The 16,238-nt window shown below is 56.4% G+C and carries 14 protein-coding genes; 7 read left to right on the top strand and 7 right to left on the bottom strand.

Features of this window, described 5'->3' with window-relative positions; all coding sequences use genetic code 11:
* Positions 1-14 precede the first annotated feature (14 nt).
* The 3 genes from IE091_RS01005 to crcB all read left to right on the top strand — a co-directional run bounded on the left by IE091_RS01005 (position 15) and on the right by crcB (position 2,613).
* On the top strand, positions 15-1,709 hold the full coding sequence (locus IE091_RS01005) for a 2-isopropylmalate synthase (protein ID WP_189462587.1): 1,695 nt from the start codon (positions 15-17) through the stop codon (positions 1,707-1,709).
* A 131-nt stretch (positions 1,710-1,840) separates the two neighbouring features.
* Entirely contained in the window at positions 1,841-2,224 is a 384-nt protein-coding gene (locus IE091_RS01000) for a fluoride efflux transporter FluC (protein WP_189462586.1), read from the top strand.
* Positions 2,221-2,613, top strand: coding sequence for a fluoride efflux transporter CrcB (gene crcB, locus IE091_RS00995; protein ID WP_039175569.1), 393 nt, complete (start codon positions 2,221-2,223; stop codon positions 2,611-2,613). The genes IE091_RS01000 and crcB overlap by 4 nt, the downstream gene beginning before the upstream one ends.
* A gap of 42 nt (positions 2,614-2,655) precedes the next feature.
* Here crcB and IE091_RS00990 read toward each other — a convergent pair whose 3' ends face one another.
* Positions 2,656-4,146 carry a SulP family inorganic anion transporter gene (locus IE091_RS00990; RefSeq protein WP_189462585.1) on the bottom strand — a complete coding sequence of 497 codons (1,491 nt, stop codon included), beginning with the start codon at positions 4,144-4,146 and terminating at the stop codon, positions 2,656-2,658.
* Positions 4,147-4,646: 500 nt separating this feature from the next.
* Here IE091_RS00990 and IE091_RS00985 point away from each other — a divergent pair, with 500 nt between their 5' ends.
* Entirely contained in the window at positions 4,647-5,660 is a 1,014-nt protein-coding gene (locus tag IE091_RS00985) for an isocitrate dehydrogenase (RefSeq protein WP_144979734.1), read from the top strand.
* 131 nt (positions 5,661-5,791) lie between these two features.
* Positions 5,792-7,060, top strand: a complete 1,269-nt coding sequence (locus IE091_RS00980; RefSeq protein ID WP_096921380.1) for a methyl-accepting chemotaxis protein — start codon at positions 5,792-5,794, stop codon at positions 7,058-7,060.
* Between the two features lie 39 nt (positions 7,061-7,099).
* On the opposite strand, the gene IE091_RS00975 is transcribed toward IE091_RS00980, so the two are convergent.
* From IE091_RS00975 to IE091_RS00965, 3 genes are all read right to left on the bottom strand, one after another.
* Positions 7,100-7,750, bottom strand: a complete 651-nt coding sequence (locus IE091_RS00975) for a peroxiredoxin (RefSeq protein ID WP_039175565.1) — start codon at positions 7,748-7,750, stop codon at positions 7,100-7,102.
* A gap of 125 nt (positions 7,751-7,875) precedes the next feature.
* On the bottom strand, positions 7,876-8,883 hold the full coding sequence (locus IE091_RS00970) for a CNNM domain-containing protein (protein WP_039175564.1): 1,008 nt from the start codon (positions 8,881-8,883) through the stop codon (positions 7,876-7,878).
* Between the two features lie 120 nt (positions 8,884-9,003).
* Positions 9,004-10,110 carry a CobW family GTP-binding protein gene (locus IE091_RS00965; RefSeq protein WP_189462584.1) on the bottom strand — a complete coding sequence of 369 codons (1,107 nt, stop codon included), beginning with the start codon at positions 10,108-10,110 and terminating at the stop codon, positions 9,004-9,006.
* A 123-nt stretch (positions 10,111-10,233) separates the two neighbouring features.
* On the opposite strand from IE091_RS00965, the gene IE091_RS00960 reads away from it, so the two are divergent.
* Positions 10,234-10,887, top strand: coding sequence for a DUF1826 domain-containing protein (locus IE091_RS00960; RefSeq protein WP_189462583.1), 654 nt, complete (start codon positions 10,234-10,236; stop codon positions 10,885-10,887).
* A gap of 4 nt (positions 10,888-10,891) precedes the next feature.
* Here IE091_RS00960 and IE091_RS00955 read toward each other — a convergent pair whose 3' ends face one another.
* Positions 10,892-12,826 (bottom strand): diguanylate cyclase, encoded by a 1,935-nt coding sequence (locus IE091_RS00955; RefSeq protein ID WP_189462582.1) that lies wholly within the window; start codon positions 12,824-12,826, stop codon positions 10,892-10,894.
* A 357-nt stretch (positions 12,827-13,183) separates the two neighbouring features.
* On the opposite strand from IE091_RS00955, the gene IE091_RS00950 reads away from it, so the two are divergent.
* Entirely contained in the window at positions 13,184-14,455 is a 1,272-nt protein-coding gene (locus tag IE091_RS00950; protein ID WP_039175558.1) for a methyl-accepting chemotaxis protein, read from the top strand.
* A gap of 35 nt (positions 14,456-14,490) precedes the next feature.
* Here IE091_RS00950 and IE091_RS00945 read toward each other — a convergent pair whose 3' ends face one another.
* Both IE091_RS00945 and IE091_RS00940 read right to left on the bottom strand, forming a co-directional pair.
* Entirely contained in the window at positions 14,491-15,063 is a 573-nt protein-coding gene (locus IE091_RS00945) for a TetR/AcrR family transcriptional regulator (protein WP_157779945.1), read from the bottom strand.
* Positions 15,064-15,214: 151 nt separating this feature from the next.
* Positions 15,215-16,171: a sulfurtransferase gene (locus IE091_RS00940; protein ID WP_144979712.1), complete on the bottom strand. Its 957-nt coding sequence runs from the start codon at positions 16,169-16,171 to the stop codon at positions 15,215-15,217.
* Positions 16,172-16,238: the final 67 nt, after the last annotated feature.

Genomic DNA, 16,238 nt, shown 5'->3' with positions numbered 1-16,238 from the left:
TCAGGAAACTCACCATGTCTGCCTTCGATCATCGCAAGTATCGCCCTGCCCCGCGGGTACCCGCGTTCAATCGCCAGTGGCCCGACCGGGAACTGACCCACGCCCCCATCTGGGTGAGCGAGGACCTGCGCGATGGCAACCAGGCGCTACTGGAGCCGATGACCGTCGAGCAGAAGCAGCGCTTTTGGCACCAGATCATCAAGGTCGGCATCAAGGAAGTGATGGTCGGTTTTCCCTCCGCCAGCCAGCCGGATTACGACTTCGTGCGCTGGTTGATCGAAGAGGACCAGATTCCTGATGACGTCACCATTGCGGTGCTGGTGCAGTGCCGAGAGCATTTGATCGAGAAAACGTTTGCCTCGCTGGTGGGCGTCAAGCGCGCCATCATCCACCTGTACAACTCCACGTCGACCATTCAGCGCGAACGGGTCTTCGAGATGGACCGCGACGGCATTACCGACATCGCCGTTCAGGGCGCCACCTGGGTCAAGACCCATGCCGCGCAGTACCCCGACGTCGATTGGCGTTTCCAGTACTCCCCTGAAAGCTTCTCCAGCACGGAGATCGATTTTTCACTGGCCATCTGCGAAGCGGTCATGGATGTGTGGCAGCCCACGCCGAACAATCCGTGCATCCTCAATCTGCCCACTACCGTGGAAGTGGCAGGCCCGCACCACCACGCCGACCAGATCGAGTACTTTTGCCAGCATATCAGCCGTCGGGATAGCGTGATCATTTCGGTACACACCCATAACGACCGGGGCGGCGCAGTGGCTTCTGCCGAGCTGGCCCTGCTGGCGGGTGCCGATCGCGTCGAGGGCACGCTGCTGGGCAACGGCGAGCGTACCGGCAACATGGATATCGTGACGCTGGCCATGAACCTGTACAGCCAGGGCATCGACCCGGCGCTGGATCTCTCCAACCCCGACGAGATCATCCAGGTCGTGCATGAGTGCACCGGCATTGCCATTCACCCCCGCCACCCCTGGGTGGGCGAGATGGTCTACACCGCGTTTTCCGGCAGCCACCAGGATGCCATTCGTAAATCGCTCAAGCATCAGAAGCCCGATGAGCCGTGGCAAGTGGCCTACCTGCCCATCGACCCCCATGACATCGGCCGCGATTACCAGGCAGTGATCCGGGTCAACAGCCAGTCAGGCAAAGGCGGCATGGCCTTTTTGCTGGAGCGCGACTACGGCATTCACCTGCCCCGCTGGATGATGCTGGCACTGGCCCCCCACGTGCAGAAAGAGAGCGAGCGGCGCAACAGCGAGCTCTCCAGCGCCATGGTCCGCCAGGTGATGTTCGATCAGTTTGCCCTGGATGCACCGCTCTCCCTGGCGGATTACCGGCTTTCCAAAGGCCATCAGGAAGGCATCGACATCACCCTGTGGCACGGCACCGAAACGCTGCGCCTTTCCGGCACGGGCAACGGAGCCATGTCATCGTTCACCGACGCCTGGAAGCAGCATACCGGCAGCCACGTGGCCATTCTGGACTACAGTGAGCACTCCCTGGGGGGCAACAGCGAGGCCAATGCCATTGCCTTCGTGCAGCTGAATATCGACGGCCAACGGGTATGTGCCGTGGCAGAGGACAGCGACACGGTGAGTGCCTCGCTCAAGGCCGTGCTGTCAGGCATCAACATGGCCAGCACGGCGGCATCCAGCGAGGCCCCCGTCGAGCACTCCTCCATGGCCACCGCTTGATCTTCGCCAGTTGAGACATGACGGCTGAGATATGAAGATTGAGGCATGAAAGTGAGCAAGGCCCGCCCTCAGGGCCTTGCCGAACATGCTACACTTTCCGACCTTGATTCTGCTTTCCACACGAGGCCACCATGGACGCTGGCATGGCCAGTCTCTTTTTGATTGCCCTGGGAGGCGCGCTTGGCGGCATGGGCCGCTTTGCCGTGTCCAATGCCGCCGCGAAACGGCTAGGCAAAGTCTTCCCCTGGGGCACGCTCATCGTCAATGCCAGCGGCGCGCTCTTGGCGGGCTGGCTGCTGGCACATTACGGCCTGCAGCATCACGACCCCACCTGGGCCTTCGCCATCATCGGCCTGCTGGGCGGCTATACCACCGTCTCCTCCTTCAGCCTGCAAACCCTGGAGCTTTACCAGTCTGGCCAAGCCGCTCGGGCGGCACTCAACGTTGCCAGTACGTTAGGTTTGGGGCTCTTGATGGCCACCCTGGGCTGGTGGCTGGGCGGGGGGTTGTCATGAACGCCTATCTGGCCGTTGGGCTCGGCAGCGCCGTGGGCAGCCTGCTGCGTTATGGGGTGTCACTGGCATCTCTGGCAGCGCTTGGCAGCTATTTCCCCTGGGGCACGCTACTGGTCAATATCGTGGGCTCGCTGCTGATCGGCTGGCTGGCAGCCACCGCCTCGCGCTTTCCTCACCGCGCGCTGGCACGCCACCAACCTCTGCTGGTGGCAGGCTTTTGTGGCGGCTTCACCACCTTTTCACTGTTCAGCCTGGAAACGCTCTACCTCGCCCAACAGCCCCAGTGGTGGCTGGCACCGCTCTACGTGCTGGTCAGCGTCCCGCTATGGCTGCTGGCCGCCTGGGCCGGAGAGCGCTGGGCGCTTGCCTCATCGCCTGCGGCCGAATGAATACTGCCTGACGCCCATGCACGCCATCGCTGAACGAGATACTCAGTGGCTACCCATCAGCTTTTCCACTGCTATCGGGTCGTTGTGCACTGCATAGCGATCCACCACGGTGGCACTGGCATCGTTCAGCCCTATGAGCTCCACTTCCGCACCTGCACGACGGAACTTGATGATGACTCTATCCAGCGCCTGAACGGCCGTCACATCCCAGAAATGTGCTCTAGATAGATCAATGATCACTTTATCGAGACGCTCTTTGACGTCGAAGGCAGCGGAGAAACGCTCGGCGGAAGCAAAGAACACCTGTCCCACCACCTGATATTCACGCACGTTGCCAGCCATGACGTCTGTCGAGCCAACGTACATGATATTGCCAACCTTGTTGGCAAAGAAAAGCGCCGCCAGCAGCACCCCAACAAACACGCCAATGGCCAGATTGTGTGTACCTACGGTGACTACCACTGTTGCCAGCATGACGACATTGGTGCTCATGGGGTGTTTTTTGAAATCACGTACCGACGCCCAGTTAAAAGTGCCAATCGACACCATGATCATGACCGCCACCAGCGCCGCCATGGGAATTTGCGAGACCCACTCCGCCATGAAGACCACCATCAGCAGCAGCAATATGCCCGCGATGAGGGTGGATAAGCGCGTGCGACCACCGGATTTGATGTTGATCACCGATTGGCCAATCATGGCACAGCCCGCCATACCGCCCATCAGTCCGGCACCAATGTTGGCGGCGCCCTGGCCTTTACACTCGCGATTCTTATCGCTGGAAGTGTCGGTGAGGTCATCCACGATCGTGGCCGTCATCATCGATTCCAGCAGTCCCACGACCGCCAGCATGACCGCATAAGGGAAAATGATCATCAGCGTTTCAAGAGTCAGCGGCACGTTCGGCCACAGGAAAATGGGCAGCGTATCCGGCAGCTCACCCATATCGCCGACGCTGCGAATCTCCATACCGCTGACCATGTACACCACGGTCAATACCACGATGCACACCAGCGGTGACGGAATCGACTTACCCACCACCGGTAAATAGGGGAACAGATAGATGATGCCCAGCCCGGCCGCCGTCATGGCGTAAACATGCCAGGTCACGTTGGTGAGCTCCGGCAGCTGGGCCATGAAAATCAGAATCGCCAGCGCGTTCACAAACCCGGTGACCACCGAGCGCGAAACGAAGCGCATCAGCTCCGCCAGCTTCAGGTAGCCCGCGATGATTTGTAATACACCCGTCAATAGCGTGGCCGCCAGGAGATACTCCAGGCCATGCTCTCTCACCAGCGTCACCATCAGCAGCGCCATCGCTCCAGTGGCGGCAGAAATCATGCCTGGGCGGCCACCGGTAAAGGCGATGATGACGGCAATACAGAACGAGGCATACAGCCCCACCTTGGGGTCGACGCCAGCAATGATCGAAAATGCGATAGCTTCAGGAATTAGCGCCAGCGCGACGACAATACCTGAGAGCGTGTCGCCTTTGATATTGGAGAACCACTCTTGCTTGCTGAAAAGTGCCATTCAGGGAGTCCATGGTTTGAGAGTTATAGACATTGCACATCAAGGCCGCACAGAGGCAGCAAGTGAGCATAGCGTTGTCAAAGTTTGCTGGGGGAAGGCTACCAAACGAAGACGCCAATGCGCCGATAGCCAAATAACGGCAACGGAATGCCATGGCACCGAGATGACGCTTGGAGCGTCATGGCGCCGAAAAGGAAGGAAAACCTAGGGTGGAGTCATCAACCCTGATGTCGGCAGAAGGATGGCTGCCATGGTGTCGTTCATTGCAAGATAAACCTTGTTGGTCTTTTGTCGCTTCAGACGAGGCAGAGGCCGCCGAGGGCCCGGCTCGCTTTGAGCGCGGCATTTTATCAGCAAACAGGGGCTTTCGCACCCACCCACCCACCCTAGACGTTTAGACGATGACCCGTTCCCTAAGTATCGCTTACCATGGCACTCAATCGGCAGGCCTGCCGCCTGTTCTTCATCCTTTTTCAACCACTTCACGAGAGGATCCGCACATGAGCCAGACAGTAGCAGTGATCAAAGGCGACGGCATCGGCCCCGAAATCATGGACGCCACCCTGAAGGTGCTGGAGGCCCTGGAGTGCGGGCTGACCTATGAATTTATCGATGCAGGACTGGTCGCGCTCGAGAAGCACGGCACGCTGGTGCCTCAAGCATCGCTGGATGCCATCGAGAAACACGGTATCGCCCTGAAAGGGCCGCTGACAACGCCGATTGGCAAGGGCTTCTCCTCCATCAACGTTCAGTTGCGCCGTCATTTTGACCTTTATGCCAACGTTCGCCCGGCCATCAGTTTCCCTGGCACGCGCTCACGCTACGATGGCATCGACATGATCACCGTGCGGGAAAATACCGAAGGAGCCTACCTCTCCGATGGCCAGGAAATGGTGGACGACGGCAATACCGGGCTTTCCGTGATCAAGGTGACCCGCCAGGGCTCCGAACGTATCGTGCGTTACGCCTTCGAGCTGGCCAAGCAGAACGGCCGTAAAAAAGTGACGGCTGTCCACAAGGCCAACATCATCAAGACCAGCTCCGGTCTGTTTCTGGACGTAGCCCGGGAAGTCGCCAGCGAGTATCCCGAAATCGAGTTTCAGGAAATGATCGTGGATAACGCCTGCATGCAACTGGTCATGAACCCGCACCAGTTCGATGTAGTGGTAACCACCAACCTGTTTGGCGACATTCTCTCGGACCTGTGCGCCGGGCTCGTGGGTGGGCTTGGGCTCGCCCCAGGCGCCAACATCGGTGAAAAAGCCGCTATCTTCGAAGCCGTACACGGCTCTGCTCCGGACATTGCCGGCAAGAACATGGCCAACCCCTGTGCGCTGCTACTGGCAGCAGCACAAATGCTGGACCACTTGGGCATGCAGCAAAAAGGAGACGCCATACGCCACGGCATCCGAGCGGTGCTCGAAACCCGCCGTGACATGGTCACGCCCGACATGGGCGGTACCGGCACGACGGCGACCTTCGCTCAAGCCTTGGTGGAGCAGGTCAATCATTGATAATTATTAAAATAGATACCTGACATTACCAATGTGACATTTTGTGCCATAACGATACAAAACAGTGTTTTCTATAGGAAACTGGTCTATTCTAGGAGCGTTTACAATAACGCTCCCGGAATTTTACGGCCATGCTCACCTCCCTGAAGTCCGACCAGCTGCGCAGTGCGCTGTCTCAACATACCGCTTGTATCTACTTTACTCCTGAGGGTGTCATCCAAGATGCCAGCCACTTGTTTCTGAGTACGGTAGGTTATTCACTGGCGCAGGTTAAAGGGCAGCACCACCGAATGTTCTGCTTTCCCGAAGATGCCAACAGCCCGGAGTACAAAGCTTTCTGGCAAGCGCTGGCGTCAGGAGAGAGCCAGCAGGGGCGCTTTCGGCGGGTAAATGCACAAGGGGAAGAGGTCTGGCTGGAAGCCACTTACCTGCCGATCAAGAACCGCCGTGGCAAGGTGGTGCAGGTGTTCAAGGTGGCCAGCGACGTGACCGAGAAACACCAGAGGGCGGCACGAGAGCGGGCCATTCTGGCAGCGCTCGACAGCTCCATGGCGGTCATCGAGTTCACCCCTGATGGCTACATTCTGGAAGCCAACCACAATTTCGAACAGGCCATGGGCTATCCGCTGAGCCGCATTCGCGGTGAACACCATCGCCTGTTTTGTGAGCCCCTGTTTTATCAACAGCACCCCCACTTCTGGCAAGAGCTGGCCCGCGGCGAGTTCAAGCAGGGCAAGTTCGTCCGGCTCAATGCCCAAGGGCAGGTGGTCTGGCTGGAAGCGACCTACAACCCCATCTTCGATGCCGAAGGGCGCGTGGTCAAAGTGGTCAAGTTCGCCACCGACATCACGGCAGAAATGACTGCCACCGAGGCCGCCAGGGCAACCGTCGGCAGCGCCAGAACGTCATCCAGCCAGACCGAGCGCATTGCTCAAGAGGGGCTTTCACACCTGCAGAAGGTGCTTGCCGACTCGCAGCAGGCTGCCTCGACGCTGGTAGAGGCACAACAGCTCATCAATGCGCTCAATCAGCAGGCAGCACAAATCAACAGCATTACCGCCTCCATTGCGCGGATTGCCAGCCAGACCAACTTACTGTCGCTGAATGCCGCCGTGGAGGCCGCACGTGCCGGTGAACAGGGGCGAGGTTTTGCGGTAGTGGCCAACGAGGTGCGCCAACTGGCCAAAGGCTCCAGCGATGCGGTCAGTGAAATCACTCGGGTGCTCAAGGAGAACAACGCCTTGGTGAGCCGGACGACGCAGGCCATGCAGCAGGTGGTGGAACAGGGCCAGAATAGCCAGAACAGCGTGAAGGAGATCGAGGCGATCGTTAACGAGATATTGCAGGGAGCGCAAAGCGTATCTCACTCGATCGAGCGACTCGCGCTCGAAGCGAGCTGAGCCACCCCGCCAGCTCAGGCTGGCGGGGCGTGCTACGGTTTAGCGCAGTTTGGTTTTACGCAGGTACGGCAGTACCGCGTCGAATTCACCAAATTTCTGCTGAGCAGCTTCATTGGAAACGCTGGGAGGAATGATGACATCCTGCCCTACACTCCAATCCGCAGGCGTGGCCACGCCGTGCTTGGCGGTGGTTTGCAGAGCATCCAGCGCGCGCAGGATCTCGGCAAAATTACGTCCGACGGTCATCGGGTAGGTCATCGAGAGCTTCAGCTGCTTGTCCGGGCCAATGATGAAAACCGAGCGCACCGTCGCGCTATCGGCAGGCGTGCGTCCATCGGGCAAGTAGGCGTCTTCCGGCAGCATGTCGAACAGCTTGGAGACCTTGAGCCCTTCATCGGCGATGATAGGGAAGCTCACAGCACTGCCGCTGACGGTCTCGATATCGCCCGCCCAGCGCTTGTGATCCTCGACACCGTCCACGGACACCCCGATCACCTTGGTGCCACGCTTTTCCCATTCAGCGCTCAGGGTAGCCACCGCGCCAAACTCGGTGGTGCAGACAGGAGTGAAATCCTTGGGGTGAGAAAACAGAATCGCCCAGCTGTCGCCTATCCATTCATGAAAGCGAATCGGCCCCTGGCTGGTTTCCGCTTCGAAGTCAGGTACAACGGCATTGATACGTAGTGACATGGTGGCTCCTCAAGTAAGGGTATCCGATTTTCATACCTTATATGACTTTACCGCCCTTCACTATAGAACTTTTTGAGCTAAGCAGGTAAACGGCGTTCATGATGGAAGCACACAAATGCCCGCGCTCACTTAGCTCTTTTGATCCAACGCTGCTTTGCGAAGTGGCGAAGGTTGGTAACGCTGTCTGTCTCATCCACAATATCCTGACCCAGGATAGTCTCGATGATGTCTTCTAATGTAATAAGACCCACGAACGTGCCATGCTCATCGTAAATCACACGCATGTGGAGGTGATCCTTGAGCATCGAGGTAAAGACCTGCTCCACGTTACTGGTGACATCAACGCTGCCAATGGGGTGCATGAGTTCACGCATCGTGCTGGCATCATCAGCATGGTACATGTCCGATTTATGTACATAGCCAAACGCCAGTTCACCTCCATCCATCACAGGAAAGCGAGTAAACGAAGACTTTCCATGTTTCTTGTCGAATTCATGCACGGTCATACTTGGCGGCACTGTTTCACAGACCGTACGAGGCGTCATTGCTTGACTCACGACAATATCATGCAAATTCAACGTGTTGATAATTGTACGCGACTCATCGGCATCCAGTACCTTTTCTTCCAGCCCTATTTTAGCCAACACTTTAATCTCGTCGCGCAAATCGACATCATGTTCCGACTTGCCCAAGCGTCGTGTCATCAACTCCGACATCCAAATAAAAGGCAACAAGCCAACAATCATGATATTTAACAAACGAGGCAATAAAGGTGCGATATTGCGCCAATAAGTAGCGCCTATTGTTTTAGGGATGATTTCAGAAAGCACCAGGATCAGTAGCGTCATGACTGCCGAGACGACGGCGATGGATGCTTCACCAAACACGGTGGCTGCCTGAGCCCCTACGGCAGTGGCTCCAACGGTATGCGCTATGGTATTGAGCGTCAAAATAGCGGCAAGCGGGCGATCTATGTTGCCTTTTAACTTTACCAGCGCTGCATGCAAACGTGGTTTATGATCTTTTTGCTTGGCAATGTAACTTGGTGTGATGGATAAAAGCGCAGCCTCTAGTATTGAACAAAGAAAAGAGACGGCAATCGCCAAGGTGGCGGTGATCAATAAGAGGAGCATGGCAGCCTGAGGCAGTGAGTGGTAGAGGACTTATATTCCCTCGAAGAGCAAGCTGTCAATAGATTAGCGTTTTTTTGAGGCTCGGACTGGCGCCTAGCCCCGTATGCAATGTGATCACCCTCAGTCTGCCACCAAGTCATCCGACGAGGATGGTATCGTCCCGTTGAAAAACGTATATAGCTGACGCACCGTCTCCGGAGAGACGTTATGGGTAATGAACACGAACCGGGAGACCTGATCGCTGACACAGTGAGCGGGTAACGACGCCGGTGGGTGGAAGATATGCTGCACGCCATGCAGCGCCAGCGGTGTGTCTCGCCCTTGCAGATGCACGATGGCTTTCATGCGCAGCATCCTGTCGCCCATCATGGCCATCAGCAGATCCAGCCAGTTCTCCAATGCTTCCGGGCTGATGCGCTCCTCTACGCTGAAGCAGAAGGCCTTGATCTGATCGTCGTGATGCGCCGACGCAGCGGGCGGCGCCAGGGGAGCGAGGCTCTGCTGCTTACCAGAATCCTCCGGCTGCCCACTAGCCAGCAAGGTGGTGTGATAGCTCGCCGACTTGAGCCAGCTTTCCACGCGATATCGACCTGTACCCGCTTGATAGAGCCCAGCCCCTACCAGCAGTTCAGGGTCCAGGTTGCCGGATAACACCTGCCACTGCTCAGCCGCCGGATTCAGCGTGGCCAGTTGATTGGCCAGTGCCGAGAGAAGATGTTCATCGACCAGATCGGTCTTGGTGATCAATAGCCGATCGGCCACGGCCACTTGGCGCTGGGATTCGCGATGGGTACGCAACGTGGCATCACCGTTGGCGGCATCGATACAGCAGATCACGCTATCGAGCTGAAAGCGGTGCGCCAGCCAATGGTCCGTCATCATGAGCTGCAATAACGGGGCAGGATCCGCAAGGCCAGTGGTTTCGATCACGACACGCTCAGGGGCAGGCTTGCCTTTTGCGGCCTGAGCGTCGAGGGCCCGTTGCAGGGTTCGGCTCAAATCGCCCCGCAGCGTACAGCACAGGCAGCCGCTGCTCATCTCGACGACCGCCTGCTCATCGCTATGGGTCAGCAACTGGTGGTCGAGCCCTATTTCCCCAAACTCATTGATCACCACCAGCGTATTGCGCATGGAGGCTTGGCGAACCCAGCGATTGAGCAGCGTGGTCTTGCCACTGCCCAAAAATCCCGTCAGGACGTTGACGGGGATCGGCGTCGTATCATGCATAGCAACCTCGTGCGTGTCTTGGCGGGGGCCGAAGGGAAGCCCCTTACCCTCTGTGGCCACTTATGAAAAATATGTTATAACATATCAACATGAGCACAAACAGATTTCACTGAGGAGCCCATCATGACGCCGTTGCTCTCAACGCCGACCCAGCCTCTGCCCTCTCATGCCGCCCAAGGGCATGACATCAGCGTCCTGCCACAGATTTTCGAAGCACCTATCAATATTGCCATTTTTCAGCGCAAGCTACCCGCCGAGCTGGCAGTAAGCGCCAATGCACAGTCTCAGACCACCCGCGATTGGCACTATGCCTGGCTGGGAGCGCCGGAAGAAGCCTTCATGGCCGACCTGAAACGCAAGCTGCCCTCCCCTGAGGCAGGCGATGCGCTGGTGGAAGATGTGGCGACCATTGCCCAGGCCATTGCCTACCTGTTCGATACCGACAGCGTCGGTATTCGCCTGCGCCTGCTCACGGCGGCCATGTGCCCCCGATTTCACTGCGACAACCTGGGGGTACGACTGGTGTGCACCTACTCAGGACCGGGCAGTGAGTGGCTGCCCAATGATGCCGTCAACCGACAAGGCTTGGGCGCGCCGCACCCCGACCGCCCCGATATCGTGCTGGATGAGAACGCCATACAACGGCTAGAACCCGGCGATATTGCCTTGATCAAGGGCAGCGCCTGGGAAGGTTCAGAACAGCATGGCCTGGTGCATCGAAGCCCCGCCCTCCAAGAGGGTCAAAAACGGTTATTGCTGACCATCGACCCTGCCTGACCCATCAAGGGTTGATGACCGAAGAGGGCATGTGCCACTTCACTCGATTGCGGCCATCGCGTTTTGCACGATACAGGGCAAGGTCGGCGCTGCGCAGGTCGCTTTCCCACTGTGCAGGGGCGCTTTCAGGATTCACCTGACAGGCTCCAATGCTGACGGTGACGCTCACCAGGCCTTCACTGGTCACGATGGGTGTCAAGGCCACCGCTTTGCGCAAATGCTCCAGCGAACAGCCCTCTTTGGTATCGTACATCCCTACTCCAAATTCCTCTCCTCCCAAGCGTGCGACCAGATCATCGGAGCGCACGCTACTGCTAAGGCGGAAAGCGACCTCTTGAAGCACCTCATCGCCCACCTGGTGCCCATATTGATCGTTGATCGTCTTGAAATAGTCGATATCGATGACGGCAATGCAGAAGCTTCTGGCCACGCTGGCATCATGGGCATAGAACCCTTGGATACGTTCGATAAAAGCACGCCGATTAGGCAGTTTGGTCAACACGTCCGTTTCAGCCAGATAGCGCAACTTACGCTCGGCATCGAGTCGCGACTGCTCGACCTCCAAGGCGTAGAACAGAGCCCCTAACGTATCCAGAAGCGGCTGCAAGAAAAGCGCGTCCTCTTCGGAATAATCTTCTTCCTTGTTGGCCAGTCCAATCATGCCGACGGTCTCTTCACCGATCTTGATAGGAAGGCCCAGAAAGCGCTTGAGGGGAGGATGGCCAGCCGGCGTTCCCCGTGACGCATGGTGGCGTCTGGGCTGGTTGGCCATGACCACGTTACCCGACGTCACCACGTGGCCAAACAGGTTATCGAGATTATTGAAAAACAGCTCGCCGCGCTGATAAGCACGGTACTGTTCATTGGTTTCTTCACTCCAGCTAATGTTCGTCAGCGCATGAATGAACAAAGTCTTGCCATGACCTTCCTGTTCCACGACTTGGCCAATCAGGCCGAACTGGCTCTCTGCCAAGGCAAGCAATTCATCGAACACCAGCTCGCAGGAGTGACGAATGTTTTTTTCCTGGAGGAAGACACTCTGCGCACGATTCATGAAATTCAGCAGTTGAACCTGCTTGTACTCGCGCAGCTCGATACGTTTCTTTTCGCTGATATCACGAATCACGCAGGTCATGCGCAGTGGGCGGCCTGCACTGTCGTTGGCCACGGTACGTCCATAAGTGTTGACCCATAGCCAATGACCCTCCGCATGGCGCAGCCGATACTCCACATTCAAGACGGCGCTTTCATCTGCCAGATGGGCACGTATGGCATTGTTGAGCCGCGCATAGTCGTCACTATGTACCAAGCCTTTCCAGAAAGACGACCGGCTCTCCACCTCATCGCGCTCAAGCCCTAGCAACTCGCACCAACGTTGATTGAAGACGTTATGGTCATTGGGAATTTCCCAATCCCAGACGCCGACATCTGCGGCCTCGATCATCAATGAAAAATCTGCGCTGCTGACCTTGGCGCGCTGCTTGTCGATGAGGCGGATGTAATCACTGATGAAAAAGCTGAGCGATTCTAAAAACTTGAGGTCTTTGGCGGTCAGCGTATTGGGCCGATCATCGATCAGGCACACGGCGCCGACCTCCCGCCCGCCCGCCACCAATGGCACACCTGCATAAAAGCGAATATACGGGCTGGAGAGCACGAGGGGGTTATCGCAAAAATCCGGATGCTGACTGGCATCCTCGATGACCAGCGGAGCGCGCAGTTCAACGACGTGGCGACAGAAGGCATCCTCGAGGGAAGTGAAATCCACGTCCAACCCCGCTTTGGCGATAAACCACTGCTTCTGGCCAAGCACCGAGATCAATGCAACGGGGAACTTGAAAAAGTCTGCCAAGGAGGCAATCAGATGATCCAGAGCATCCGACTCATTCTCCTGCGTGAGCTTGTACTTACTGATGTGCTGCCAACGTTGATTTAGCATGCTCGCCTCGTGTCACTGGCCCGCAATACGTTTCACTTACCGCTTCCAACGTAGACTAGCGACCCTTTGGCTTGGCGTCTTCCACCGGATTTTGAATAAACCTCAAGCAAAGCGTCACCATCTTTATTTATCAGCAACTTATAGAAAAACAATTCACTTTTTTTAACATTTATAATTGAACAAATATGAGACAAGCCCTGCTATATTGTCAAACATAACCTCATACCAATGAGTGAATGACAGGACAGCATGCGGCTAATATAAATTAGCTCAAAAGCAGTTGCTGTGCCATGGTTAGCTTAGGAGCCTCCCCTTGCCCTCTCTTAAGCAAGCTAACAGTCTATAGAGAAGGAAAATATGGATACCCATTTTTTCAATGCACCGCTCTATCATGCGTTACTCGGCCATACCGCCTGCATTCTGTTCACGCCAGAGGGGATGATCAAACATGCAAGCCCTGCGTTTCTCAAGGTCATGGATTGCCAGTTGAGCGCGATCAAAGGGCAGCACCATCGCATCTTTTGTGACCCTACAGACGCTCAACAGCCAGCGTACCAGCAGTTCTGGCGTTCACTGGCATCGGGGGAGAGTTTCACCGGGCGATTCCGGCGTTTCAAAGACAGCGGTGAAGAAGTGTGGCTGGAAGCCATGTACGTGCCGATCACCAACTATCGCGGCACGGTAAAGAGCGTGCTCAAGATTGCCAACGATGTCACCGCAAGACATCAAAAGGCTCAGCGCCAGGAAGCCGTATTGAAAGCCTTGAATGCCTCAATGGCCGTCATCGAGTTTACTCCCCAAGGAGAAATACTCGAGGCCAATGAAAACTTCGAAGCGGCTATTGGCTACCGTGCCAATCAATATGTGGGGCAACACCACCGCATGTTTTGCCACGACAACTTTTATCGTGAGCATCCAGACTTCTGGGCACGTTTGGCACAAGGGCATTTCACCAAGGGCCGGTTCGAGCGCAAAACGGCGCAGGGCAAAAGCATTTGGTTGGAAGCCACGTACAACCCCGTCAGGGATAGCGATGGCAATGTCGTAGAAGTCGTCAAGTTTGCCAGCGACATCACCCCCTTGGTCGAGAAGGTCAATGCCACGTCGGGTACCATCAGTTCCGCTCAAAGCAGCACTTCGCAAATAGAGCGCACCGCGAAGGACAGTCTGGACCACCTGGATGAGATGGTCAAAGGCTCTGAGCAGGCAGCCCAGACATTGGCACAGGCACAAGAGTTGATCGATGCTCTGCACAAGCAATCACAGAGCATCAACAAGATCACGGAATCGATTGCCAGTATTGCCAGCCAAACCAACCTGCTCTCTTTGAACGCTGCCGTAGAGGCCGCCAGAGCTGGGGAGCAAGGTCGCGGGTTTGCCGTCGTAGCCAATGAAGTGCGTCAGCTAGCCAAAGGAGCCTCAGAAGCCGTCGAGCAGATCACCCGTGTCTTGAAAGAGAACAGCCATTTGGTGGAGCGCACGACGCAAGCCATGCAACAGGTGATTCAACAAGGCAAAGCCAGCCAATCCAGCGTCAGCGAAATCGATGCCATCGTGAACAAGATTCTGCAAGACGCCCGCCATGTCGCCCACTCCATCGAGCAACTGGCTGCTGACACGCATATTTGAGCAGAACGTTTTCATGCACAGGGACGTGCACCCTCTTATCCACCCAAGCCTCGTAGCACATGTTCAACTTGTGATTTGGCTTGTTGTTGAGTCGCGCCACTTTTGAGCAGCAGCCGTAAGCCTGACATCGAGAGCGTCAAAAAGTACGCCAAGCTTTGTGCATCGTACTCTTCGGAAATAGAGCCTTCTTGCTGCGCTTGTGCGATCACCGTGACAAAAAACGCGGTAATCGCCTGCACACTCTGTCTGGCTGCTTGTGATTCTGCGGTCTCGCTGTTGCCCAGTTCAGTCGCCGAATTAAAAATCAGACAGCCTAGGGCGGCTTGCTCGCTCTCGGCCTGCTCGGCGGTGCGTGTCAGCAAGCGTTCGATAAAGCACCAGGCGCTCTCTTCTTGAGCGAGCGATGTGGTTAACTGTGCCAGTAACTGCTCCCGATAGCGGGACAACGCTTTAGTGAACAGCGCTTCTTTGTTGCCGTAGGTATGGTAGAGACTGCTACGGGAAATCTTCATGGCATCCAGCAAATCACGCAGCGATGTATGGTGATACCCCGAACGCCAAAACGAATGCATGGCAGCGCTTAACGCCGCCTCTGGTTGATGCTGCATCGGTCTTCCAACGCTCATGTGTCTACCTCACTGCCTGCCTAACTGATTAGCCGCCTAATATATCATGCGGGCGGTGCCGCTCGCTCTGAGCCTGTCTGCCCAATTCATAAAAATGCCCGCACGAGTTCGTACGGGCATAGAGGTAAAAAGCTTAATTAAGCAGTTCACGTACCTGTTTAATGCCTTCACGGGCAAGCTGTACCGGGCGGGAGTCGCTGATGGTCCAGGCGGCCATAGAGCCGTCGTACATGGCGATATTCTCAAATCCGGCCACTTCACTGAGCACGAACCAGTCGGTCGCCGCCCAATGTCCGGTATTGCAAAACGCAATGGTGCGCTCACGACTGTCGAGGTCGGCTTCATTGATGCGTGATTGCAGACCATCAACATCCAGATAGTAAGCACCGTTTTGTACATTCAAGTGGCTTTGGTGCGGTAGGCTTCGCGCGCCTGGTATCGTGCCTGCCACTCGCGCGGCGGGTGATTTATTCTCACCAGAAAAATAGTCAGAGGGTCGTGCGTCTACCAACTGCGCCTGCTCTTCTCGTGCTGCCTCTACCTCTTCCGTGCTGGCCACTAACTGCTCACGTAACGACGCTTCGAAGTTGGTCGAATCAAAGACATCCGGCTCGCCGGTAACCACGTCATAGCCCTGCTGCTGCCAGCCTGCAAAGCCACCGTTCAAAATCGCCACGTCATCATGACCTAATACTTTCAAGGTCCAGTAAATCCTTGCTGCACTGCCAAAGTCCGTCGGCCCTGTGCCAGCTGGCACAATCACCACGTCGCTGTCGTTGCTGATTCCTAAGCGACCAATCAATGCTTCCAGGTCATCGACCTCGGGCATCAACCCCGCCACGCTGTCACGGGTTTCACGCCAGCCATCATCGGTGTAGCTGGTGTAGCGGCTGCCCGGTATGCGCGCTTCTCGAAAGCTATCTTCATCCCCGCCGTTATCGATGGAGGAGCGAACGTCCAAAATCACTAGGGATGGTTCATCTTTGTGGGTATCTAACCACTGCGCGTCCACAAGGGGCGTCATTTCCAACGCTTGAGCTTGGGCAACCACACTGAAGACACCAACGGCACTGATAACGCTGCGTTTCATGGAGACAACTCCTCTGCCAGGAAGGAACGATTGGTACAATACTCTTATCATGCTCTATAAAAAGAGA

Source organism: Vreelandella hamiltonii (genome assembly GCF_014651775.1).
GTDB lineage: Bacteria > Pseudomonadota > Gammaproteobacteria > Pseudomonadales > Halomonadaceae > Vreelandella > Vreelandella hamiltonii.
Note: the sequence above shows the minus strand (reverse complement) of the source record. Positions and strands in the feature narration are given on the sequence as shown.

What these genes read in the sequence shown, in the direction of transcription:
- IE091_RS01005 (WP_189462587.1), top strand. Translation starts at nt 15, where the DNA reads ATGTCTGCCTTCGATCATCGCAAGTATCGCCCTGCCCCGCGGGTACCC.
- IE091_RS01000 (WP_189462586.1), top strand. Translation starts at nt 1,841, where the DNA reads ATGGACGCTGGCATGGCCAGTCTCTTTTTGATTGCCCTGGGAGGCGCG.
- crcB (WP_039175569.1), top strand. Translation starts at nt 2,221, where the DNA reads ATGAACGCCTATCTGGCCGTTGGGCTCGGCAGCGCCGTGGGCAGCCTG.
- IE091_RS00990 (WP_189462585.1), bottom strand. Translation starts at nt 4,146, where the DNA reads ATGGCACTTTTCAGCAAGCAAGAGTGGTTCTCCAATATCAAAGGCGAC.
- IE091_RS00985 (WP_144979734.1), top strand. Translation starts at nt 4,647, where the DNA reads ATGAGCCAGACAGTAGCAGTGATCAAAGGCGACGGCATCGGCCCCGAA.
- IE091_RS00980 (WP_096921380.1), top strand. Translation starts at nt 5,792, where the DNA reads ATGCTCACCTCCCTGAAGTCCGACCAGCTGCGCAGTGCGCTGTCTCAA.
- IE091_RS00975 (WP_039175565.1), bottom strand. Translation starts at nt 7,750, where the DNA reads ATGTCACTACGTATCAATGCCGTTGTACCTGACTTCGAAGCGGAAACC.
- IE091_RS00970 (WP_039175564.1), bottom strand. Translation starts at nt 8,883, where the DNA reads ATGCTCCTCTTATTGATCACCGCCACCTTGGCGATTGCCGTCTCTTTT.
- IE091_RS00965 (WP_189462584.1), bottom strand. Translation starts at nt 10,110, where the DNA reads ATGCATGATACGACGCCGATCCCCGTCAACGTCCTGACGGGATTTTTG.
- IE091_RS00960 (WP_189462583.1), top strand. Translation starts at nt 10,234, where the DNA reads ATGACGCCGTTGCTCTCAACGCCGACCCAGCCTCTGCCCTCTCATGCC.
- IE091_RS00955 (WP_189462582.1), bottom strand. Translation starts at nt 12,826, where the DNA reads ATGCTAAATCAACGTTGGCAGCACATCAGTAAGTACAAGCTCACGCAG.
- IE091_RS00950 (WP_039175558.1), top strand. Translation starts at nt 13,184, where the DNA reads ATGGATACCCATTTTTTCAATGCACCGCTCTATCATGCGTTACTCGGC.
- IE091_RS00945 (WP_157779945.1), bottom strand. Translation starts at nt 15,063, where the DNA reads ATGCAGCATCAACCAGAGGCGGCGTTAAGCGCTGCCATGCATTCGTTT.
- IE091_RS00940 (WP_144979712.1), bottom strand. Translation starts at nt 16,171, where the DNA reads ATGAAACGCAGCGTTATCAGTGCCGTTGGTGTCTTCAGTGTGGTTGCC.